This window comes from Streptomyces sp. NPDC059718 (assembly GCF_042733315.1).
In the GTDB taxonomy this organism is placed as follows: Bacteria; Actinomycetota; Actinomycetes; order Streptomycetales; family Streptomycetaceae; genus Actinacidiphila.
Genome location: NZ_JBHWGA010000014.1, coordinates 91,729 through 114,655, shown reverse-complemented (window position 1 = coordinate 114,655; position 22,927 = coordinate 91,729). Strand labels below are relative to the sequence as shown.

General features: G+C 72.9%; 17 protein-coding genes. 5 read left to right on the top strand and 12 right to left on the bottom strand.

Annotated features, from left to right (window positions below; all coding sequences use genetic code 11):
* Window positions 1-72 precede the first annotated feature (72 nt).
* Together ACFV3E_RS18125 and ACFV3E_RS18120 are read right to left on the bottom strand one after the other, a co-directional pair.
* Complete coding sequence (locus ACFV3E_RS18125; RefSeq protein ID WP_500535518.1) at window positions 73-1,608, bottom strand: PucR family transcriptional regulator; 1,536 nt, start codon at window positions 1,606-1,608, stop codon at window positions 73-75.
* A gap of 720 nt (window positions 1,609-2,328) precedes the next feature.
* Entirely contained in the window at window positions 2,329-4,581 is a 2,253-nt protein-coding gene (locus ACFV3E_RS18120; RefSeq protein ID WP_500535517.1) for a type IV secretory system conjugative DNA transfer family protein, read from the bottom strand.
* Window positions 4,582-4,868: 287 nt separating this feature from the next.
* Here ACFV3E_RS18120 and gabT point away from each other — a divergent pair, with 287 nt between their 5' ends.
* Window positions 4,869-6,200 carry a 4-aminobutyrate--2-oxoglutarate transaminase gene (gabT, locus tag ACFV3E_RS18115; protein ID WP_500365935.1) on the top strand — a complete coding sequence of 444 codons (1,332 nt, stop codon included), beginning with the start codon at window positions 4,869-4,871 and terminating at the stop codon, window positions 6,198-6,200.
* Between the two features lie 352 nt (window positions 6,201-6,552).
* Window positions 6,553-7,176 (top strand): phosphatase PAP2 family protein, encoded by a 624-nt coding sequence (locus tag ACFV3E_RS18110; protein WP_500535516.1) that lies wholly within the window; start codon window positions 6,553-6,555, stop codon window positions 7,174-7,176.
* Here the strand turns inward: ACFV3E_RS18110 and ACFV3E_RS18105 are convergent.
* The 9 genes from ACFV3E_RS18105 to ACFV3E_RS18065 all read right to left on the bottom strand — a co-directional run bounded on the left by ACFV3E_RS18105 (window position 7,148) and on the right by ACFV3E_RS18065 (window position 17,412).
* On the bottom strand, window positions 7,148-8,653 hold the full coding sequence (locus tag ACFV3E_RS18105) for a CoA-acylating methylmalonate-semialdehyde dehydrogenase (RefSeq protein ID WP_500535515.1): 1,506 nt from the start codon (window positions 8,651-8,653) through the stop codon (window positions 7,148-7,150). The genes ACFV3E_RS18110 and ACFV3E_RS18105 overlap by 29 nt on opposite strands.
* A gap of 90 nt (window positions 8,654-8,743) precedes the next feature.
* Window positions 8,744-9,436: a nucleotidyl transferase AbiEii/AbiGii toxin family protein gene (locus ACFV3E_RS18100; protein ID WP_500535514.1), complete on the bottom strand. Its 693-nt coding sequence runs from the start codon at window positions 9,434-9,436 to the stop codon at window positions 8,744-8,746.
* Between the two features lie 153 nt (window positions 9,437-9,589).
* Window positions 9,590-10,060 (bottom strand): hypothetical protein, encoded by a 471-nt coding sequence (locus ACFV3E_RS18095; RefSeq protein WP_500535513.1) that lies wholly within the window; start codon window positions 10,058-10,060, stop codon window positions 9,590-9,592.
* Between the two features lie 140 nt (window positions 10,061-10,200).
* Entirely contained in the window at window positions 10,201-11,595 is a 1,395-nt protein-coding gene (locus ACFV3E_RS18090; protein WP_500535512.1) for an NAD(P)/FAD-dependent oxidoreductase, read from the bottom strand.
* 34 nt (window positions 11,596-11,629) lie between these two features.
* Entirely contained in the window at window positions 11,630-12,430 is an 801-nt protein-coding gene (locus ACFV3E_RS18085) for an ABC transporter permease (RefSeq protein WP_499514291.1), read from the bottom strand.
* Entirely contained in the window at window positions 12,430-13,365 is a 936-nt protein-coding gene (locus ACFV3E_RS18080; RefSeq protein WP_500325752.1) for an ABC transporter permease, read from the bottom strand. Before ACFV3E_RS18080 ends, ACFV3E_RS18085 begins: the two co-directional genes overlap by 1 nt.
* Window positions 13,365-14,546, bottom strand: coding sequence for an ABC transporter ATP-binding protein (locus ACFV3E_RS18075; protein ID WP_500535511.1), 1,182 nt, complete (start codon window positions 14,544-14,546; stop codon window positions 13,365-13,367). The genes ACFV3E_RS18080 and ACFV3E_RS18075 overlap by 1 nt, the downstream gene beginning before the upstream one ends.
* Before the next feature lie 29 nt (window positions 14,547-14,575).
* Window positions 14,576-15,805 (bottom strand): polyamine ABC transporter substrate-binding protein, encoded by a 1,230-nt coding sequence (locus ACFV3E_RS18070; RefSeq protein ID WP_500535510.1) that lies wholly within the window; start codon window positions 15,803-15,805, stop codon window positions 14,576-14,578.
* Between the two features lie 89 nt (window positions 15,806-15,894).
* Complete coding sequence (locus ACFV3E_RS18065; protein ID WP_500535509.1) at window positions 15,895-17,412, bottom strand: gamma-aminobutyraldehyde dehydrogenase; 1,518 nt, start codon at window positions 17,410-17,412, stop codon at window positions 15,895-15,897.
* 281 nt (window positions 17,413-17,693) lie between these two features.
* On the opposite strand from ACFV3E_RS18065, the gene ACFV3E_RS18060 reads away from it, so the two are divergent.
* Window positions 17,694-19,391: a PucR family transcriptional regulator gene (locus ACFV3E_RS18060; protein WP_500535508.1), complete on the top strand. Its 1,698-nt coding sequence runs from the start codon at window positions 17,694-17,696 to the stop codon at window positions 19,389-19,391.
* A 21-nt stretch (window positions 19,392-19,412) separates the two neighbouring features.
* Here ACFV3E_RS18060 and ACFV3E_RS18055 read toward each other — a convergent pair whose 3' ends face one another.
* Window positions 19,413-21,104 (bottom strand): DUF4190 domain-containing protein, encoded by a 1,692-nt coding sequence (locus ACFV3E_RS18055; protein ID WP_500535507.1) that lies wholly within the window; start codon window positions 21,102-21,104, stop codon window positions 19,413-19,415.
* A gap of 114 nt (window positions 21,105-21,218) precedes the next feature.
* Between ACFV3E_RS18055 and ACFV3E_RS18050 the strand changes: the two genes are divergently transcribed.
* Both ACFV3E_RS18050 and ACFV3E_RS18045 read left to right on the top strand, forming a co-directional pair.
* Window positions 21,219-22,253, top strand: coding sequence for an adenosine deaminase (locus tag ACFV3E_RS18050; RefSeq protein ID WP_500535506.1), 1,035 nt, complete (start codon window positions 21,219-21,221; stop codon window positions 22,251-22,253).
* Window positions 22,241-22,903: a glycerophosphodiester phosphodiesterase gene (locus tag ACFV3E_RS18045; RefSeq protein ID WP_500535505.1), complete on the top strand. Its 663-nt coding sequence runs from the start codon at window positions 22,241-22,243 to the stop codon at window positions 22,901-22,903. Before ACFV3E_RS18050 ends, ACFV3E_RS18045 begins: the two co-directional genes overlap by 13 nt.
* Window positions 22,904-22,927: the final 24 nt, after the last annotated feature.

Below are 22,927 nucleotides of genomic sequence, written 5' to 3'. Positions count from 1 at the left end.
GGGCGGCACCCGGCCGGTCTTGTCCAGTGCGTCCTGCGGATCCCGCCCTGTGCGACGTTTTGGCAGACCGTGTCAGCCGCCGGACTTGAGGGCCAGCCACAGCTCCATGCGGACGTCCGGGTCGTCCAGCGAGCGCCCGAGGATCTCCTCCACGCGCCGCATCCGGTAGCGCAGCGTGTGCCGGTGGACCCCGAGGTCCGCCGCGGCGGCGTCCCACTGCCCGTGCCGGGACAGCCACGCCCGCAGGGACGCGACCAGGTCACCGCGGGCGGTGGCGTCGTGCTCGCGCAGCGGCCGCAACAGGCCGTCGGAGAAGGCCCGTACCGCCTCGTCGCTCAGCAGCGGCAGCACCGAGCCGGCACCGACCTCGTCGTGCTCGACGAGGCTGCGGCCCCGCCGCCGGGCGACCGCCAGCGCGCGCTCGGCCTGCTCGTGCGCGCCCGGGACACCCGCGGCACCCACCGCGGCGGACAGCCCGGCCACCAGGTCGTCGCTCCCGTCGACCGCCGCCACGCAGGCCGGCATCACCGCGCCGTCCGCGGCCGCGAGCACCGTCAGCCGGTCCTCGTCCCGTACCGCCAGCACGGGCTCCGCGGCCCGCATCCCGGCCGCCTCCACCCGCTCGGCCAGCAGCCCCACGGCGTCCCCCGCGGCCTCCGCGCGCTCCGCGACCAGCACCCGCACCGGGGCGTCGAACAGCCCGCCGTACAGCCGGCCGGCCACGGTGCGGGCGTGCTCGGGCTCGCCGGCCAGCAGCATCCGCAGCAGCGCGGCGCCCAGGCGCTGCTCGGTGTCCTGCAGCGCGCGGGACTGCTCCAGGGACAGCGTCAGCAGCGCGACGGCGGCATGCACGAGGTAGCGGTCCGAGGTGTCCAGCCGCTCCTCCGTGCCCACCGCGAGGAAACCGCGGGGGCGCCGGCCGGTGCCCAGCGACTGCAGCTCCACGCGGTCCTCCGTGCCGGCCGGGCCCGCGACCGCCGCACTGGCCGGGGCGGGCCTGCCCCGCAGCCGCTCCACCTCCCCGGCGAGCCGCGCCGCCCGCCGCCCCGCCCACTCCGGCGCCGCGGCCACCACCGCGCCCGACGCGTCGTACAGCGCCGCCCAGCCGTTCAGGTGCGCCGCCAGCCGCGACAGCAGCGCCGTCGTCCCGTCCGGAGCGAGCGCCGCCCGGGTCAGCTCCCGCTGCGCCTCGAACCCCGCGGTCACCGCCTTGTACCGGTCGGCGGCGAGCTCCGCGGAGACGGCCTTGCTGATCGCGATGAACGGGGTCTTGTGCGGCACCTCCAGCAACGGCAGCCGGTGCGCGGCCGCCGCGTCCACGAGCGCCTGCGGCACGGTGTCATGGCTCAGCCCCACGCCGAACCCGAGGCCCACGACGCCGGCGCCGGCCAGGCGCGCCACGTACTGGCCGAGCGCCTCGGGCGAGCCGACGTCCAGCTTGAGGCCCGTGGTGAGCAGGAGCTCGCCGCCCTCCAGGTACGGCGCCGGGTCGTCCAGCTCGCTGGTGTGCACCCAGCGGACGGCGGCCTCCCCCAGGCGGTCGCCTCCGGCGAGGACGGCCAGCTTCAGGGCGGGGTTCCGCAGCAGCGAGGCGAGCGTGGGGGGCACGGGCTTTTTCTCCATCTCGGAGTGCGTTCACATCCGATTCTGCCTCACCGTATACCTGCGGTGCGGTGCCGTCTTCGTGTGCGGCGCCGCGGTTGTTGCGGTTGCGGGTGCCGCTTGCGGCCCGGTTGCTGTGTGCGGCGGTGTTGTGTGTGGCGGTTGGGGGTTTCCCCGCCCTCCCTCCCGATTGCCCGGCGCGGTCAGTGCGGGCCTGCGCATCGTGTGCCTGGGTCGGTGCCGCGCCGGCGCACGTCCTCAGCGCTCGCGGTTTGGCCCTGCAGCATTCGGCGCCGGGTCTGCCGCTCGTCGCTTCCGGGCGCACCCCGCCACACCCCCTCCTGCTGTGTGGGCGACTGACGGCCGGTGGGGGTGAGTAAGGCACCTGCGGCAACCCCGGACCGCTCTCTGACCCCCCACCGGCCGTTGGTCGCCGCTCGATACAGAGGGGGCGGGGTCGTAGGGGTGGGCGTTCTGGACGCTGACGTGTATTTGTTGTGCGGCATCCGGGGTCCGACCTGGACCGCCCGCCATGCACATAAATATGCGGTCCAGAATGCCCAGCCCCGGAGGCCCCGCCCCCGGCCCACCACGAACCGCGCGCAAGCCCGCACCAACCGCGCCGGGCAATCGGGAGGGCGGGCGGGGGAGAAACCGCAACAGCAACCACGACGGCGCCGCACACAACCACCGGGCCGCAACCACAACGCGCCCGCACACGAAGGGTCAGGCGCGCAGATCGACGAGCACCGGAGGGGCGTGCTCCCCGTCGACCGCGGTGAGGGAGACGACCGCGTGCCCCGCGGGGACCGCGTGGGCGAGCTCGGACGCGGACCAGCGCTCGCGCTCGACGCGGCGGACCGTCACCGACTCCGCCGTGACCGCCTTCCCCGTCACCAGGCGCCGCACGGCATGCAGCACCCGCGTGAGCGGCTCGTCCGCGACGATCTGGCGGTTCGTGACGTCGTGGACGTCCACCCATTCCTTGCCCCACACCTCGGCGAACCGCGCGCCGTCCCAGGCCGTGAGGCCGGCCAGGGCGGCCCGGCAGCCGACGGCGCCGAGCAGGGCACCCCGGAGCGCTTCGGGGACGTCGTCCAGCGTGCGCAGCGTGAGCACCGCGCCGGCGTTGGCGGAGCGCATGCGCTGCAGGCCGCGCACGGATTCCGCGGTCACCGTGTGGGAGGCGTCGTCGAGGACGAGGCAGGCGAACAGGGAGCGGTCCTGCCGGGCCGTGGCGCACTCGGCGAACTGGGCGAGGACGAGCCGCGCCAGCATCCGGGAGACCTCGGCGTGGCCCCGCTCCGGGAGGTCGATGCGGACCCGGAGCGGGTGCTCCAGGCCCCGCAGCGAGAACGGGTGGCTGCCGCCCGTGGTGTCGAAGAACCCGGCGAAGGCGGGCCGGTCGAGCAGCGCGATGCGGTCGGCGAGCAGGGGGCCCGCGTCGCCGGGCCGGGCGGACTGCCGTTCCCGTGCGTCGAGTTCGCGCAGCTGGCCCTGGGCGGCGCCGCCGCGGGCCTGCAGGGCGGAGCGGAGCGCGGCCAGTGCCGAGGGGGTGCCGTCGAGGAGTTCGCGCAGCTCGGGGACGGAGGGGAAGCGGTCGTGGGCGGCGTGGAAGGGCCCGAGGAGCTGGGCGAGGGCGGTGGCGGCGCGGCGGCTGTCGCCGCCGGGCAGCGCCGCGGCGAGGTCGCCGACGAGGGCCTCGGAGAGGAAGCCCGCGGCCTCGTCGGGGTCGGAGGTGCCCCCGTACAGGTCGAGGTCGTACGCGGAGTCGGGATGGCCGATCTTGACGACGACGTCGAAGGACTCGTCCGGTGCGAGCCGAGCTCCCTCGGTGCCGACCACGACCACGGCCGCCCGCCCGGCGAGGGCCTGCAGGCACATGAGCTCCAGCGCGGGCCGCACCAGGCGCACGGTCTTGCCGGAGCCGGGCGGCCCGACGGCCAGCAGCGACGTGCCGAGCACGGACGGGTCGAGGGCGTAGCCGGCGCCGCGGTGGGAGCGGGGGTTGCGCTCGTCGTCGGGGGCGGCGCCGATGCGGACCTGGCCGGCGAGCAGGTCGTGCCGGGCGGCGCGGGCGGGCAGGTCGCGGGCGCCGGACGGGTGGGCGCAGGCGGCGGCCCCGTACCGCAGGACGGTGTCGGTGAAGGCGGTCAGCCGGCCGGGTTCGGAGCGCACGGACTGCCAGGCGCGGGACAGGCGGGCGAAGTCGACGTCGTTCATCAGCCCGGAGCGCGCGTCCTCGGCGAGCCGGTCCGCGGCGTCGGCGGCGCCGCCCTGGCGGAGCGCGGGGAAGGCGGCCGGGTCCTGGGCGGGGTCGGTGGGTTCGCGGCCGGCGGCCGCGGCCTCCTCCTCGCGGGACCGCTGGAGGGGGGTGGTGATGTAGCGGCGCCACAGTTCGGCCCAGCGGCCGATGCGGGCGAAGAAGACCAGCAGGGCGCCGCCGATGATCGCGTAGTAGAGGTACGAGGCCCACAGGTAGGCGGTCTGGTTGCCGCCCGCCCGGCGCCAGGAGTCGGGGGTCAGGGCGAGCAGCGGCCACAGCCAGTAGCTGCCGAGGTAGCCGTTCCACAGCAGGGACCACAGCAGCCAGCCGCCGAGGAAGGAGATCAGGGCGCCGGCGACGAGCTGGCGGCCCGGCACGGCGTCCGGGTCGGCGGCGGGGCGGGGGCGGTGCCCGAGGCGCCACACGCCGGGGGCGGCGGCCGGGCGCGGGGCCCGCAGCCAGGCGAGGAGGCCCGACCCGTCCGGGGTGGCGGAAGGTGCGGACTCGGCCGGGGCGTGCCACGGGGCGGCGCCGGGGCGGACCCCCGGCAGCGGGGGCGGTCCGGGTGGCGGCGGGGGTGTGGCCGGGGCGGCGTCCTGGCCGGCGTCGCGCCAGGTGCGGGTGTCCCGCTCGCCGCGCGAGGGGTCGGCGGGGCCCGGCCGGGCACCGGGGACGGGCGGCGGTCCGGCGTGCGCGGGCGGGGCGCCCGGCATCGGCCGGGCACCGGGTACCGGCGGTGTGCCCGGTTGCGGGCCGGGGCCTCCGGGCGGAGACGCCGCGGGCTTCTCGTGCGTACCGTCGCGTTCCATCGCGTGTGCCACCCCTCGCAGGTCCGCACTCAATGTAGTCGAGCGGCCACCGCAGTCTGAAGGATCTTGGCACGCTCATGTCCGTCACGTCGAAGAGGCATTCCGCAGTGCGCCCTATCGGAGTGTGCGGGGCTCCGCCGTACGGGCTTAGCCTGCGAGAAAAGACCACGCTTCGAAGGAGTACGTCCGCCATGACCGATCTGGCCCAGGAGCGTCGACTCGTCACCCCGATCCCCGGCCCCAAGTCGCAGGAGCTGCTGGCGCGCAAGACGGCGGCGGTCGCGAGCGGTGTCGGCGTGACCCTGCCCGTCTTCGTCACCCGCGCCGGCGGCGGCGTCCTGGAGGACGTGGACGGCAACTCCCTGATCGACTTCGGCTCCGGCATCGCGGTGACCTCGGTCGGCAACAGCGCCGAGGCGGTCGTGCGCCGCGCGTCGGCGCAGCTGGCCGACTTCACCCACACCTGTTTCATGGTGACGCCGTACGAGGGCTACGTGGAGGTCGCCGAGGCCCTCAACGAGCTGACCCCGGGCGACCACGAGAAGCGCACCGCGCTGTTCAACTCCGGTGCCGAGGCCGTCGAGAACGCGGTGAAGATCGCCCGCGCGTACACCAAGCGGCAGGCCGTCGTCGTCTTCGACCACGGCTACCACGGCCGCACCAACCTGACGATGGCGCTGACGGCGAAGAACATGCCGTACAAGCACTCGTTCGGCCCGTTCGCGCCCGAGGTCTACCGCATGCCGCTGGCCTACCCCTACCGCTGGCTGACCGGCGCGGAGAACTGCGCGGAGGAGGCCGCGGCCCAGGCGATCGACATGATCACCAAGCAGGTCGGGGCCGAGAACGTGGCCGCGATCGTGATCGAGCCGATCCAGGGCGAGGGCGGCTTCATCGAGCCGGCCAAGGGCTTCCTGCCGAAGCTGGTGGAGTTCGCCCGGGCGAACGGCATCGTCTTCGTCGCGGACGAGATCCAGACCGGCTTCTGCCGCACCGGCCAGTGGTTCGCCTGCGACGACGAGGGCATCGTCCCGGACCTGATCACCACCGCCAAGGGCATCGCCGGCGGTCTGCCGCTGGCCGCGGTGACCGGCCGCGCCGAGATCATGGACGCCGCGCACTCCGGCGGTCTGGGCGGCACCTACGGCGGCAACCCGGTGGCGTGCGCCGGTGCGCTCGGCGCCATCGAGACGATGAAGGAGCAGGACCTCAACGCCAAGGCCCGCCGCATCGGCGAGATCATGCTGGGCCGGCTGCGCGGCATGCAGGAGAAGTTCGAGATCATCGGTGAGGTCCGCGGCCGCGGCGCCATGATCGCGATCGAGCTGGTGGAGCCGGGCGGCAAGAACCCCAACGCCGCGGCGACCGCCGCCGTGGCCAAGGCCTGCCACGCCGAGGGCCTGGTGGTCCTGACCTGTGGCACCTACGGGAACGTGCTGCGCTTCCTGCCGCCGCTGGTCATCGGGGAGGACCTGCTGAACGAGGGCCTGGACATCATCGAGGGCGCTCTCGCCCGGCTGTGACCAGGTATTTCGCCCGTGACCGAGGGTGTACGACACACAGCGTGAAGAAGGTGTGCGGGCCTGATGGCGGGAGGGTGCAACCCCTGCCGGGCGGCCCCCTGGTGACGTACGGTTTCCGCAGATGGATGCAACACCCCGTCTGCGGAAGTCCGCGGGCGACACTTTGCCGGTGACTCCCCATCACCGGCACAGCAGTGCCCTCGCGCACAGCGCCGAAGCCGAAGGCTCCGGCAATCCTCGCCGATCGGTCGGCCGCTTGCCCCAAACCCCCCGGGGCGGGCGGTACGGCGATCGTTCTGGCCGCCCCGGAACTCTCCCCCCTGTTCCGGGGCGGCCAACTTCTCTGGTGGCCGTGGTGTGCACGGCGCTCTTCGGACTGCTGACCTGGCAGGAAGCACTACGAGGGCGCCTGCTGGCCCTGGACGGGCCGGTGCGCGCCACCCTTGCGGGATCCTCCCCCCACCCCGCGGACCGCTCCGCCGTGGCGCGGTTCCTGGCCGACCTGGGCGACTGGCAGGTCGCCGTGCCCGTACTGCTGCTCGCGATGGTCTGTACCACCTGGTGCGCCCACCGGTACCGACTGCCCCGCCCCTGGCTGCCGCCGCTGGCGTACGCGCTGGTGATGGTCGTGGCGCCGCTGCTGGTCGCCCTGGTGAAGCCGCTGATCGACCGGGCCGGCCCCGGTTCGCCGGCCCTCTCCCCCGGCTATCCCGGGTTCTATCCCTCCGGCCACACGGCCACGGCGACCGCCGCCTATGGCGGCGCCGTGCTTCTGCTGCTGCCCTGGCTGGTACGCACAGCGGCACGGCGGCTGCTGGTCGCGGCCGCCGTGCTGCTCAACGGTGCGGTGGGCGTCGCCCTGGTCCGCTGCGGCTACCACTGGCCGCTCGACGTGGTGGGGAGCTGGCTGCTGTGCGGCGCCCTGCTCGCGGGCGCCGCCGTGGCGGTCAGTTGTTGGTCGGGAAACCGAGGTTGATGCCGCCGTGGCTCGGGTCGAGCCACCGCTGGGTGACGGCCTTGCCACGGGTGAAGAAGTGGACGCCGTCCGGGCCGTACGCGTGCGTGTCGCCGAACAGCGAGGCCTTCCAGCCGCCGAAGGAGTAGTACGCCACCGGCACCGGGATCGGCACGTTGATGCCGACCATGCCGACCTCGACGTCGTGCTGGAAGCGCCGGGCGGCGCCGCCGTCGTTGGTGAAGATGGCCGTGCCGTTGCCGTACGGGTTGGTGTTGATCAGCTCCAGGCCCTCGTCGTAGGAGCCCACGCGGACCACGGACAGGACCGGGCCGAAGATCTCGTCGTTGTAGACGGACATGCCGGGCTTGACGTCGTCGAAGAGGGTCGGGCCGAGCCAGAAGCCGTCCGCGGTGTCCTCCCCGGTGACGGTGTGCTCACGGCCGTCCACGGCGAGGGTCGCGCCGTCGGCGAGGCCCGCGTCGAGGTAGGACGTCACCTTGTCGCGGTGGACGCCGGTGACCAGCGGGCCCATCTCGGAGGCGGCGTTGCAGCCGGGGCCGACCGTGAGCCCGGCCATCCGCTCCTTGATCTTCTCGACCAGCGTGTCGCCGATCGGGTCGACCGCGACCAGGACGGACACGGCCATGCAGCGCTCGCCGGCCGCGCCGAACCCGGCGTTGACGGCGGCGTCGGCGGCGAGGTCCAGGTCCGCGTCCGGCAGCACCAGCATGTGGTTCTTGGCGCCGCCCAGGGCCTGGACGCGCTTGCCGTAGCGGGTGCCGGTCTCGTAGACGTACCGGGCGATCGGGGTGGAGCCGACGAAGGAGACGGACTTGACGTCCGGGTGCTCCAGGAGGCGGTCGACGGCGACCTTGTCGCCGTGCACGACGTTGAAGACGCCGTCCGGCAGCCCGGCCCGCTTCCACAGCCCGGCCAGGAAGTTGGCGGCGGACGGGTCCTTCTCGGAGGGCTTGACGACGACGGTGTTGCCCGCGGCGATGGCGATGGGGAAGAACCACATCGGCACCATGGCCGGGAAGTTGAAGGGCGAGATGATCGCGACCGGGCCGAGGGGCTGGCGGATCGAGTAGACGTCGATGCCGGTCGAGGCCTGCTCGGTGAAGCCGCCCTTGATGAGCTGCGGGATGCCGCAGGCGTACTCGACGACCTCCAGGCCGCGGGCGATCTCGCCGAGCGCGTCGGAGTGCACCTTGCCGTGCTCGGAGACGATGATCGCCGCCAGCTCGTCGCGCTGGGCGTTGAGGAGCTCGCGGAAGGCGAAGAGCACCGAGGTGCGCTTGGCGACGGAGGCGTTGCGCCACTCCTTGAACGCGGCGGCGGCCGCGCCGACGGCCTGGTCGACCTCGGAGATCGACGCGAAGTCCACCCGACCGGTCACGGCCCCGGTGGCGGGGTCGTACACGTCCCCGTGCCGCTCCGTGGTGCCGGTCCACGTCTGTCCGGCGATCCAGTGCGTGATGTGCTTGTCGGTCACGGCGGACCTTCCTCTCCTCGTCTCCTGCCAGTCTCGTCAGCCGGCGGGACCCCCTCAAGCACCAAGGTGTCGGCGTCGGAGGCGGGAGCTTTACAGGTCGTACAGCTCGTCGGGGTGCTCCATGCCCTCCATGAGGTCCAGCCGGATGTCCTGCGCCCACGCGAAGGCCCAGCGCTTGACGGCGGCGACGGCCGCGCCGTCCAGTCCAAGCGCCGCGTACGCCGCGTCGTCGGCCTCGACGAGCTTGTCGAGGCGGTCGGCGAGGAGGCGCGGCTGGAGGTCCTCGTCGAGGTGGACGGCCATCGTCAGCAGCTCCCCCGGCGTGAACCAGGCGGTCAGGGCGTGGACGTCGACCAGGTCGCGCACGGTGGCGCGGTGGGCGACGACGGCCACCTTCAGCGCGGCGCAGTCCTCCAGCGCCACCACCGGCACGGGCCCGGACAGGCCGAGGCCGACTCGGACCGGGGGACGGGAGAGCGGCTGCTTGGCGACGTGGACCGTGTGGCCGGCATCGCCCGGCAAGGTGGCCCCGAGGTGGGCGGCCAGCGGTGTGCCGGGCAGCGCGACCACCTCGTAACCTGCCCCGGTGTACGCGGCCGCGAGCGCGGCACCGATGTCGCCCGCCGGTGTGGAGCTGAAGGTCACCAGGTCGAGGTGGCGGGACGGGCGGCGGTCGAAGCCGTGCGCGATCAGCGCGAGGCCGCCCGCCACGGCGAGGCCGTGGCGCCCGCAGACGGGCAGGGCGGTCTCGACGAGGTGCGCGAGGCCGGGCGTGAGGTCCATGTCAGCCCGCCGCAGGGGCAAGCGCGGGAGCGGGCGCGCGCCGTGGCGCGCCCGGGTATCCGGGGCCGCTCCGGGGCCGGCCGCGTTCCGTGCGGATCATGGCACCAGTGTCGCGCACGGGGGCGTACGGGTGGCGGGCCCCCGGGCGCGGGGTCACTCGCCCGGATCACGGCCGCGCCGTCCCGCCAGGTGGGCCACCGCCTCGTGCATGGCCAGCTCCAGGACGCCGGGGTCGGTGAGGTTGCCGGTGCCGTCCGGCGGCACGAGCCAGCGGACGCCGCCCGTGGCGCGGCCGGGGTAGGGGACCACGATCCAGGTGCCGGGGCCCGCGGTGCGGACCCCGGTGCCGATCCAGCGGGCGGCGGTGCCCGGGGGCACGAAGTAGCCCATGCGGGAGTCGCCGAAGTCGGCCAGGACCGGGCCCGGGCGGTCGACGAGACGGGTGAGGACGTCGAGCGTCGGGTAGCCCAGTTCGCCGGTCAGGATGAGGACGTCCCACAGCCGCCCAGCGGGCAGGAGCGTCACCCCGAGGGGGTGCCGCTCCCATTCCCACCGGGTGGCCTCGGGGTCGGGTGCCACGGAAACCAGCCATTCGACCGCTCCCCGCGCGTCTGTGCCCACCATGCCGGTTCCTCCGTTCCGTGTGTGCGCTGTCGTGCTGTCACGCGGAGAGAGGATGCCGGGGCCGGATCATTACGCGGGTTTCACCACGCCCGATGGGGTGATCCGGCTCACAGGGTGCGGAGGGGGTGCCGCAGGGGCGGTCAGCTGTCGAAGCCGAGGCCGAGCCGGTCCATCGTCTTGAGCCACAGGTTGCGCCGGCCGGCGTTGCGGTCGGCGCGGTCCAGAGACCACTTGGTGAGGCCGATGCCCGCCCACGCCAGGGGCTCGGGCGGGAAGGGCAGCGGCTTGGTGCGGACCATGCGCAGTGCGGTGCGCTCGGTGCGCTCGCCGGAGAGCAGGTCGAGCATGACGTCCCCGCCGAAGCGGGTGGCACCGACGCCGAGGCCGGTGTAGCCGGCGGCGTAGGCGACCTTCCCGTCGTGGGCGGTGCCGTAGAAGGCGGAGAAGCGCGAGCAGGTGTCGATCGCGCCGCCCCACGCATGGCTGAAGCGCACGCCCTCCAGTTGCGGGAAGCAGCGGAAGAAGTGCCCGGCGAGCTTCAGGTAGGTCTCCGGGCGTTCGTCGCGGGCGGCGTCCAGGCGGCCGCCGTACGGGTAGATGGCGTCGTAGCCGCCCCACAGGACGCGGTTGTCGGCGGTGAGCCGGAAGTAGTGGAACTGGTTGGCGCTGTCGCCGAGCCCCTGGCGCTTCTTCCAGCCGATCGCGCCGAGCTGTTGCGGCGTCAGCGGTTCGGTCACCAGCGCGTAGTCGTACACGGGGACGATGTAGGGACGCACCCGGCGCACCAGCGAGGGGAAGACGTTGGTGCCGAGCGCGACGTGCCGGGCGAAGACCCGCCCGTACGGGGTGCGTACGGCCATGCCGGAGCCGTTGCGGGCGAGCTGGGTGGCACGGGTGTGCTCGTAGACGCGTACGCCCAGCTCCTCGCAGGCCCGCCGCAGGCCCCAGGCGAGCTTCGCCGGGTGCAGCATGGCGACGCCCCTGCGGTCCCACAGCCCGCCCACGAAGGTCGGCGAGTCGACCTCGGCACGGACCTGGTCACGGTCGAGCAGCTCCAGTTCGACGCCGTGCCGGGCGGCCTCCTCGGCGGAGGCCTGGAGGTCGTCGAGCTGGTAGGGCTCGGTGGCGACGTCGATCTCTCCGGAGCGTTCGAAGTCGCAGTCGATGGAGTAGCGGTCCACCGCCTCCTCGATGCCGTCGAGGTTGCGGTTGCCCAGCTCCTCCAGTCGCCCGAACTCCTCGGGCCAGCGGGCGAGTCCGTTGGCCAGGCCGTGGGTGAGGCTGGCGGCGCAGAAGCCGCCGTTGCGGCCGGACGCCGCCCAGCCCACCTCCTTGCCCTCGATCAGGACGACGTCGCGGCGCGGGTCGCGCTCCTTGGCGAGCAACGCGGTCCACAGCCCGGTGTAGCCGCCGCCGACCACCAGCAGGTCACAGTGCTCGTCGCCGACGAGCGCGGAGCCGGCCTGCGGCCTGCCGGGGTCCTCCAGCCAGAACGGTGTCGGCTGCGCGTCGGCGAGCGAACGGGCTGGATCCATGGGGTCTCACACCTTTGCGGATGCGGTCGGCGGATTAACTATGGGCTTTCCTGCGGCGGCTGAGCAGCTGTCCGACGACGACGCACAGCACCGCCACGACGAACATCAGCGTGCCGATGACGTTCACCTGGACGGGCAGGCCCTTCTGGGCCGCGCCCCAGACGAACATCGGGAAGGTCACGGTGGCCGGGCCGGCGTTGAACTGCGTGATGATGAAGTCGTCGATGGAGATCGCGAAGCTGAGCAGCGCTCCCGCCGCGATGCCGGGCGCGGCGATCGGGAAGGTGATCCGCCAGAACGTCGACCACGGTGTGGCGTACAGGTCCTGGGCGGCCTGCTCCAGCCGCGGGTCCATGCTCATCACGCGCGCCTTGACCGCCGTCACGACGAAGCTGAGGCAGAACATGATGTGCGCGATGAGGATGGTCCAGAAGCCGAACTGGATGCGCATGTTGAGGAAGAGGGTGCCGAGCGAGGCGCCCATGACGATCTCGGGCATCGCCATCGGCAGCCAGATCAGGCCGGTCACCGGGCCGCGGCCGCGGAAGCGGTAGCGGCCGAGCGCGAAGGCGACCATGGTGCCGAGGATCGTGGCGCCGATGGTGGCGAGTACGGCGATCTCCAGCGACAGCGACACCGAGTCGCACATGTCGCCGACACCGCAGGGGTTGGCCCAGGCGTCGAGCGAGAAGTGGTTCCAGGAGTAGTTGAAGCGGCCCTTGGGCTGGTTGAAGGAGAAGATCAGGACGATCACGTTGGGGATCGTCATGTAGGCGAGTGCCGCCGCGGCGGCGAAGACGACGAGGCGCCGTCGCACCCAGTTCAGCACGGGCATCAGACCAGTTCCTCCGTCCCCGCCTTGCGGATGTAGACGGACACGATCACCAGGATCGCGGCCATGAGCATGAAGGACAGTGCGGCGGCGGTCGGGTAGTCGAGCACCGTGAGGAACTTGGACTGGATGACGTTGCCGATCATCTGCTCGCTGGGGCTGCCCAGCAACTCGGCGTTGATGTAGTCGCCGGAGGCGGGGATGAAGGTGAGCAGCGTGCCGGCCACGACGCCGGGCAGCGAGATCGGGAAGGTCACCTTGCGGAAGGTGGTGAAGGGCCGGGCGTACAGGTCGCCCGCCGCCTCGTGCAGCCGCGGGTCGATGCGCTCCAGCGAGCTGTAGAGCGGCAGGATCATGAAGGGCAGGAAGTTGTACGTCAGACCGCACACCACCGCCAGCGGGGTGGCGAGCACGCGGTCGTCGGCGGTGATGCCCAGGGAGGCGGTGACGCTGAGGATGTGCAGCTTGTCCAGCACGGTGACGACGTAGCCGTCGTCCGCGAGGATCGTCTTCCAGGCCAGGGTGCGGATCAGGAAGCTGGTGAAGAACGGCGCGATGACCATGACCAGCAGCACGTTCCGCCAGCGGCCCGCCTTGAAGGCGATGGTGTACGCCAGCGGGTAGCCGATCGCCAGGCACAGCACGGTGGCGATGCCGGCGTAGATCAGCGAGCGCAGGTAGAAGACGTCGTATTCCTTGAACGCGTCCCAGTAGGTCGCGAAGTGCCAGGTGACGCGGTAGCCGGTCTCCAGGGAGCCGGTCTGCACCGAGGTCGAGGCCTGGTAGACCATCGGGGCGGCGAAGAAGACCAGCAGCCACAGGATGCCGGGCAGCAGCAGCCAGTAGGGGACGAGTCTGCGCCGCCGGGCGGCGGCGCCGGCCGGGACCGGCGGGGTCTCCTCCGGTGCCCCGGCGGGGGCGGTGGAAAGGGCGGCCATTACGCGTTGACCTCCCCGGCCTCGATGTCCTGCGCGGCGTCGAGACCGAAGGTGTGCGCGGGGCTCCAGTGCAGCACCACCTCGGCGCCGGGGACGAGACGGCCGTCGCGTTCGACGTTCTGCGCGAAGACGGCCAGCTCCGGGCACCAGGGGCTGTTGACGACGTACTGGGTGGAGACGCCGATGAAGCTGGCGTCGACGATCCGCCCGGTGATCTTGTTGCGGCCCTCGGGGACCTCGGCCGCGTCGTCGGCGTGGACGATGGAGATCTTCTCGGGGCGCACCCCGGCGAGGAGCTTGTCGCCCGCCTGCACGGAGGGGACGCACCGTGCGGTGGGCATCGCAAGGCGGCCGTCGCCGACGCTGAGCAGCAGGTCGTCGCCGCTGGTACCGGCGACCTCGGCCTCGATGAGGTTGGACTGGCCGAGGAAGTTGGCGACGAAGGTGGTGCTGGGGTTCTCGTACAGGTCGGTGGGCGCGCCGAGCTGCTCGATGCGGCCCGCGTTCATCACGGCGATGGTGTCGGCCATGGTCATGGCCTCTTCCTGGTCGTGCGTGACGTGCACGAAGGTGATGCCGACCTCGGTCTGGATGCGCTTGAGCTCCAGCTGCATCTGGCGGCGCAGCTTCAGGTCCAGGGCGCCCAGCGGCTCGTCGAGGAGCAGCACCTTGGGGTGGTTGATCAGGGCACGGGCGACGGCGACGCGCTGCTGCTGGCCGCCGGAGAGCTGGTGCGGCTTGCGGCGGGCGAGGTGACCCAGCTCGACGAGGTCGAGCATGTCCCCGACCTGGCCCTTGACGGACTTGATGCCGCGGCGGCGCAGGCCGAAGGCGACGTTCTCGTAGATGTCGAGGTGCGGGAAGAGCGCGTAGTTCTGGAAGACCGTGTTGACCGGGCGCTTGTACGGCGGCAGCCCGGTGACGTCCTGGTCGCCGATGCGGACGGTGCCGCTGCTGGGGTCCTCCAGACCGGCGATCATGCGCAGCGTGGTGGTCTTGCCGCATCCGGAGGCGCCCAGGAGCGCGAAGAAGGAGCCCTCGGGGATGGTGAGGTCGAGCGGGTGGACGGCGGTGAAGTCGCCGTAGTCCTTGCCGATGCCGGTGAGGGTCACGGCGCCGCCCGCGGAAGCGGGGTTCTTGCCGCCGGCCGGCTCGGTGAGCGGTGCGGTCTGCTGGGTCATGTCGTCAGATCCCTAACTGCGGTGGCCGGTCAGGCGCCGATGAGCTTGGCGAACTTGTCCTCGAAGGCGGTCTCCTCCTTGGAGGAGAGCGACCGGAAGGGATGGGCCTTCGCCTTCATCTCCGCGTTGGGAATGATCAGCGGGTTGTTGGCCACGTCCTTGTCGATCTTGAGGAGTTCCTCGTAGACGCCCGTGCAGGGCGTGATGTAGTTGACCCATGCCGCGAGCTCGGCGGCGATCGCGGGCTGGTAGTACCAGTCCATGAGCCGCTCTGCGTTCTTGCGGTGCTTGGAACCCGCCGGGACCAGCATGTTGTCGGTCGAGTAGATGTAGCCGGCGGGCGGGATCACGAACTTGATCTCGGGGTTGTCGGCCTGGAGCTGCACCAGGTCGCCGGCCCAGGCGACGCAGGCGGCGATGTTCCCCGAGGCGAGGCCGTCGGTGTACTCGTTGCCGGTGAACTGGCGGATCTGCTTGTTGTCCACGGCCTTCTGGACGCGGGCCACGGCCGCGTCGAAGTCGTCCGCGGTGAAGGACTCCGGCCGCTTGCCCATGTCGAGCAGGGTCATGCCTATGGTGTCGCGCATCTCGCTGAGCATGGCGACGCGGCCCTTGAGGTCGGGGTCGTCCAGCAGCTGGGAGACGCTGCCGACCTTCTTCCCCTTGGTCGCCTTCTCGTTGTAGGCGATGACCGTGGCGATGCCCTGCCAGGGGTAGGAGTGGGCGCGTCCGGGGTCCCAGTCGGGGTTGCGGAAACGTTGCTCCAGGTTGGTGAACGCGTTCGGCAGGTAGGTGGGGTCCAGCGGCTGGGCCCAGCCCAGGCGGATCATCCGGGCGGCCATCCAGTCGGTGAGGACGACCAGGTCGCGGCCGGTGGACTGGCCTGCGGCGAGCTGTGGCTTGATCTTGGCGAAGAACTCGACGTTGTCGGTGATGTCGTCGCTGTACTTGACCTTGATCCCGGTCTTCTTCTCGAAGGCCTCCAGGGTCGGCATGTGCTTCTCGTCGTCGCTCATGTCGATGTAGAGCTGCCAGTTCGAGAAGACCAGCGACTTGTCCTTGTCGGACAGGTCGTCGCTCTTCACACCGCCCTGGTTGTTGGTGGCGGCCGGGATGCCGCAGGCGGACAGCGCCCCGGCGCCCGCGACGCCGAGCCCCGCGCCGAGCACCCGGCGCCGGCTGACCGATGCCCTCCCGTTGGTCAGGCTGCGTTCCCACGCTTTGCGTACGGGCTCGGACAGGCCCTCGAACATCTCCATTGCGGTGCGGCCTCCAGGGGCGGTGGTGCGTGGGACGGACGGGCTAGCGGGCCGGTGGGGGGCGGTCCCGGAGGGGGCGGCGGCCGAGGTCAGCGGTCGCCGAAGATCGTGCGGTGCCAGTCCTTCCTGGCGACCGCGGTGTTGTCGTACATCACGTGCTTGACCTGCGTGTACTCCTCCAGGGAGTACACCGACATGTCCTTGCCGTACCCAGAGGCCCGGTAGCCCCCGTGCGGCATCTCGCTGATGATCGGGATGTGGTCGTTGACCCAGACGCACCCCGCCTTGATCTCACGGGTGGCACGGCCCGCACGGAAGACGTCACGGGTCCACGCGGACGCGGCCAGACCGTACGGCGTGTCGTTGGCCAGGGCCAGACCTTCATCATCGCTGTCGAACGGCAGCACGACCAGTACCGGCCCGAAGATCTCGGACTGGACGATCTCGCTGTCCTGCGCGGCGCCGGTGACCAGCGTGGGCCGGTAGAAGGCGCCCTCCGACGTGGGAGCGTGCCCGCCGGTGACGACCGTGGCGTAGGAGCGGGCGCGCTCCACGAAGGCGGCGACGCGGTCGCGCTGGGTGTGGGAGATGAGCGGGCCGAGATCGGTCTTGGCGTCGAAGGGATCGCCCACGCGGATGCCGGAGAAGAGGTCGGCGACCCCGGCGACGAAGGCGTCGTAGAGGGGGCGCTGCACGTAGGCACGGGTCGCGGCGGTGCAGTCCTGGCCGGTGTTGATCAGGGCACCGGCGACCGCGCCGTGGACGGCCGCCTCCAGGTCGGCGTCGTCGAACACGACGAAGGGCGCCTTGCCGCCGAGTTCCAGGTGGAGCCGCTTGACGGTGGCGGTGGCGATCTCCGCGACGCGCTTGCCGACCGCGGTGGAGCCGGTGAAGGAGGTCATGGCGACGTCCGGGTGCCCCACCAGGTGCTCGCCCGCCTCCTGGCCGGCGCCGGTGACGATGTTGACCACGCCCGCCGGGATGCCCGCCTCGGTCGCCGCCTGGGCGAACATCAGCGAGGTCAGCGGGGTCAGTTCGGCCGGCTTGAGAACGATGGTGTTGCCCGCGGCGATCGCCGGGAGGACCTTCCAGGCGGCCATCTGCAGCGGGTAGTTCCACGGTGCGATGGAGCCCACGACGCCGACGGGCTCGCGCCGCACGTAGGAGGTGTGGTCGCCGGAGTACTCCCCAGCCGCCTTGCCCTCCAAGTGGCGGGCGGCGCCCGCGAAGAAGGCGGTGTTGTCGACGGTGCCCGGGACGTCGAACTCGGTGGTCAGCCGGAGCGGCTTGCCGCACTGCAGCGACTCGGCGTACGCGAACTCGGCGGCCTGCGCGGCGAGGACGCCGGCGAAGCGGTGCATGGCGTCGGAGCGCGCTCCGGGGGTGGCGCCGGCCCAGCCGGGCAGCGCCTCCGTGGCGGCGGCGACGGCGGCGTCCACGTCGGCGGTGCCGGCCAGTTCACAGGAGTACACGGTCTCGCCGGTGGCCGGGTCGACCACGGGGTGCCGCCGGCCCGAGGTGCCGGGGCGCAGGGTTCCGCCGATGTACTGGGCCCCCTCGGCGAAACGCTCCCTCACATCGAACTCGCCGTTCGCGCTGAGGTCCATCGTCTTCTCCTCGCACTCGGCTCGGCGGCGTGGCCAAAGCCTTGATTGGTGGACGATCCTGACAGAGTAGGCTCGCCCCAACAAGTGATTCCGTTGTTGCCTTTTGGTTACGCGACGAATTCTGTGTTCACCTGGCGGCCCGCAACAGATCGTCACCGTGGACGATGCCGGGCGCCGCGTACACCGGGCAACCGACACATCGCATGCCGTGCGACGGGGGCCTTTACACCCTGGAGCTACGGTGGCACGACGTTCCGCCCCCGTTCCGCCCGGAGGTCACCGTGTTTCCCACCGTCGCCGAGGTCCTGGAACTGGACGTGCTCAGGCGGGGTTCGCCGCAGGTGGTCGCCGGCTCCGGCGGACTGCAGCGCCCGGTGCGCTGGGTGCACATCAGCGAGCTGGCCGACATCGCGGGCATGCTCCACGGGGGCGAGCTGGTCCTCACCACGGGCGTGATGCTGCCCGACGACAAGGAGTCCCTGGCCCGCTACATCGACGGCCTCGCCGACGTCGGCGCCGCGGGCCTCGTCGTCGAACTGGGCCGGCGCTACGCGGACGCCCTCCCCCGCCCCCTGGTCCGGGCCGCGGAACGGCGCGGACTGCCGCTGGTGGCACTCCGTACCGAGGTGCGCTTCGTGGCGGTGACCGAGGCCGTGCACGCCCACGTCGTCGACGCCCAGCTGACCGAGCTGCGGGCCTCGGAGGCGGTGCACCAGATCTTCAACGAGCTGTCCGTCGAGGGCGCGGAGCCCGATGAGGTCGTGCGCGAGGTGGCCCGGATGGCGGGCGCGCCCGTCGTGCTGGAGAACCTCTCCCACCAGGTGCTCGCCTTCGACCCGGCCGGCCAGGACCCGGAGGCCCTGCTCGACGGCTGGGAGCGGCGCAGCCGCGGCGTCCACCCGGCCGGGCGCACCGGCCACGACCCGCGCACCGGCTGGCTGGTCACCGCCGTGGGGGCGCGCGGCCGCGACTGGGGCAGGCTGGTGATCGTCGGCGAGCCCGCGCCCGACGAGGAGCCGGAACCGGGCGAACGCCCGCACCGGCACAGCGTGCTGCTGGAGCGGGGGGCGGCCACCCTCGCACTCAACCGGCTGCTGGAGCGCGACCGGGAGTCCCTGGAACGGCAGACCCACCGCACCCTGCTGTCCGGCATCCTCACCCACGCCCTGACCGTCTCCGACGTGGCGCTGCGCGCCCGCGCCCTGGGCGTGCCGCTGGAGGGCCGCCGGCTGGTCGGCGTCATGCTGCGGCTGCGCGGCGGACCGGCCTCGGCCGCCCTGGAGGCGCAGGCCAGGCTGCGGGACTTCACCGAGACCGCCGCCCAGGCCGTGCGCGAGCGGGGCCTGACCGCGCTCACCGGCACCCTCGACGACGGCGGCGTCGGCGTGCTGGTCTCCCTCGGCCCGTCCGACCACGAGCACACCGCACTGGAGGACTTCGCCGCCGCGCTCACCCGGCTGACCGAGTCCGCCCCCGACGGCGGCCCCGCCTTCGTCATGGCGGCCGGCTCCTCCGTCGGCTCCCTGCGCGACGCCCGCCGCACCCTGCTGGAGGCGGCACAGGTCGCGGACGCCGCGATGCACGGCGGCCGCAATGAGGGAGGCAGGGCGCAGCCCTCCGAAAAAAGGGTGGTGGCGGGCGGCGGGCGGGCGTATTACCGGCTGCCGGACGTCCGGTTGCGCGGTCTGCTGCACCTCCTGCGCGACGACGCGCGGCTGCAGACGTACGTCGAGCGCGAGCTCGGCCCGCTGCTCTCGTACGACGCCGAGCACGGCACGGACCTCGTCCGGATCCTCACCGTCTACCTGGACGCCGGCCGCAACAAGTCGGCCGCGGCCGACGCCGCGCACCTGTCGCGGCCCTCCTTCTACGACCGGCTGCACCGGGTCGAGCGCGTCCTCGGCATCGACCTGGACCAGGTCGAGTCCTGCCTCTCGCTGCACGTGGCCCTGCTGGCGCTGGACGCGGTGCGGCGCTGAGGCGGCCCGGCGGCGCCCCCGTTACGGGACGTCCAGGTGCCAGTAGGTGTAGTCGTAGTCGAAGCCGGGGGCGACCTCGACCTGGAAGGTGCCGTCCTCGTCGTCCTCCGGCACGAGTACGGTGATCTCCCTTGTCGCGCGCTCCCCCGGCTCCAGCTCGTCGGGCAGGCCCACACCGGCGGTCAGGTCGGTCAGGCTCTCGTCCTCGAAGTCGTCCGCGTAGGCCGAGACCTCGCTCTCGCCCAGGTCGGCGGTCGTGTCGCCGGTGTTCTCCAACTCGACGGAGAAAGTGACGGCGATGCCGCCGTCGAGCTGGCTCTCCGGGAGGACGATATCCCGGTGGACGTCCGACAGCGTGACGTGGACCCCGTCGTCGTAGAGCGCGGTGCCGTCGACGTCCAGCGGCGCCGCCCAGTCGCCGTTCCGGGAGGTGATGAGGTCGTCGCCGGACCCGTCGAACCAGCCGTCGTCGATCCCGCTGAACACCAGGGCGATCATCGCGACCGACAGGCCGATGGAGACGATCCCGAGGATGAGGCCGGTCAACGCCTGCGGCCGGTTGGTCGCCTCGCCGCGCCGGGCGATCCGCAGGCCGACGATGCCGCAGACGACGGCCGCGATGCCGAGCGGCAGGCCGAGGAAGGCCCCGAAGCAGGAGACGGCCAGGACGGCGCCCACGATGCCCATGATCATCGCCGTCAGGCCGGCGCCGTTGCGGGCGACGGGCGGCGCCCATCCGCCGTAGGGGCCCACCGCGTAGCCGGGGTGGGCGGGGTAGCCCGGGTGGGCCGGGTAGCCCGGGTACGCGGGGTACTCCGGCTGAGTGGGGTGGCTCGGGTAACCGGGGTAGCCGGGGTAATCGGGGTAGCCCGGGTACGTGGCGTGGGGCGGCTGCGGCGGCACGGCCGCCGCCGAGTCCGGGGCCGGCGGGGCCCAGGGATCGCGCGGCTGCTGCGCCGGCCCGGGCGCGGGTGCGTCCACGGGTACCGGACGCTTGGTCAGCGTCACGTGCTCCTGCGGGGCCTGCGGCACCGGCGGGACGGGCGGTCCCCAGGGGTTGTACCCGGCCGGCGCGCCCGGCTGCCCGTACCCGGGGGCGACCGGCACCGGCGGCGCCCACGGATCCTGCGGCCCGGGCGCCCCCGCGGGCGGCACGGCGGGCGGCACGGCGGCGGGGGCGTCGACGTACGGTGCAGCGCCCCCGGCCGGTGCGGCCTCCGCCACCGGCGCGCCGGCAGGCGCGTCCGGGGCGACCGGAACGTCGGCCGCGCCGACCACGGCAGGCGAGCCGTCACCGGGCTCGGCATCGGCGACCGGCGCGCCGGCAGGCGTCACGGCCTCCGCAGCAGTCACGCTTCCCGGGACCTCCGCGCCCTCGACATCGGGAGCCGTCGCGGCATCCCCGCCCGAAGCAGCGCCGGATCCGCCGTCCTCGACCGGCGCGTCGGCAGGCGTCGCGCCCTCCGCAGGAGTCATGCTTCCCGGCACCCCCGCGCCCTCGACGCCGCCGGCCACCGCGTCGGCCACCTCGGCGTCCGCGCCCGAGGCGGCGCCGGATTCGGCGTCCATGGGCGCCGCGGGCGCCGGGGCGGGCAGCTCGAAGTCGGCTGCGGGCCGTGCGTCCGCCGGGGCCGACGAGGACGACGGGGCCGCCGCTTCGGGGGTGTCGCTCGCGGCGTCGCGGGGCGTCGGGTGCTCGGGCTCGTGGGACATCGCTGCCTTCCTGCTGACTACGTCGGGCAATGCTATGGCCTGCGAAGACGCCGGACGGAGGCAATTTCGCGTTTACGATGGCGGTTGCCGCCGACCCCGCAGGAGGATCGCCCCATGTCCGACACCGCGTCAGCCCTCGACGCCTTCATCGCGGGACTCCCGAAGGCCGAGCTCCACGTGCACCACGTCGGCTCGGCCTCACCCCGCATCGTGGCGGAGCTGGCCGCGCGGCACCCGGATTCCAAGGTGCCCACCGACCCCGCCGCCCTCGCCGAGTACTTCAGCTTCCGGGACTTCGCCCACTTCATCGAGGTCTACCTGTCCGTCGTCGACCTGATCCGCGACGCGGAGGACGTGCGTCTGCTGACGTACGAGGTCGCCCGCGACATGGTGCGCCAGAACATCCGCTACGCCGAGCTGACCGTCACCCCGTACAGCTCGGTCCGCCGCGGCATCCCGGACAAGGCGTTCGTGGAGGCCATCGAGGACGCCCGCAAGGCGGCCGAGGCGGAGCTCGGCATCGTGCTGCGCTGGTGCTTCGACATCCCGGGCGAGGCCGGGCTGGCCTCCGCCGAGGAGACCGCGCGCATCGCCACCGAGCTGCAGCCGGACGGGCTGGTCAGCTTCGGCCTGGGCGGGCCCGAGATCGGTGTGCCCCGCCCGCAGTTCAAGCCGTACTTCGACCGCGCCCGCGCCGTCGGCCTGCACAGCGTGCCGCACGCGGGCGAGACCACCGGCCCGCAGACGATCTGGGACGCCCTGGGCGACCTGGGCGCCGAGCGCATCGGCCACGGCACCAGGGCCACCCGGGACCCGCGCCTGCTGGACCACCTGGCCGAGCACCGCATCCCGCTGGAGGTCTGCCCGACCTCCAACATCGCCACCCGCGCCGTCGCCACGCTCGACGAGCACCCCGTCAAGGAGATGGTGGCCGCGGGCCTGCTCGTCACCATCAACAGCGACGACCCGCCGATGTTCGGCACCGACCTCAACACCGAGTACGCGGTGGCCGCGCGCCTGCTCCAGCTCGACCAGGGCGGGCTGGCCCAGCTCGCCAGGAACGCCGTCGAGGCCTCGTTCCTCGACGCCCCCGGCAAGGCGAAGCTCACCGCCGAGATCGACTCCTACCTGGCGGGATGGCAGCGCTAGCGATCGCCCACCGCGGCGATCCGTACCGCCACCGCGAGAACACCCTGCCCTCGCTGCGCAGCGCGCTGCGCGCGGGGGCGGACGCGGTGGAGATGGACGTACGGCTGAGCCGCGACGGCGTGCCGGTGCTGCTCCACGACCCCACGCTGAAGCGGCTGTGGGGCGTGGACTCCGCCGTCGCCGGCCTCGCGGCGGACCGGCTGCCATCGGGCGTGCCGACCCTCCACGAGGCGCTGGCCGCCGTGGACGGCTGCCGGGCCCTGGTCGACCTCACCCTGCCGGAGTCCGCGGGCCCGGTGCTGTCCGCGGTCCGGGACGCGGGCGCCGGGGACCGTACGTACTACTGCGGGGAGGCGGCCGCCGTGCTGGCGGTGCGGGACCAGGACCCGGCCGCCGAGATCGCGCTGACCTGGAAGACCTCCGCGCCGGTGCCGCCGCTGCTGCTGTCGGAGCTGCGGCCGCGCTGGATCAACCTGCGCTTCGGGCTGGTGCGCGCGCCCCTGGTGGAGTGGGCGCGCGGCGAGGGCCTGCTGGTCGGCGCGTGGACGGTGGACCTGCGCCGGACGATGCGACGACTGGAGCGGCTCGGCGTGGACGCCGTCACGAGCAACCGCATCGACGTGCTGCGCGCGGAGTTGAGCGGCCGGTGAGCTTCTCCCCGTCGGCCGCGGGCA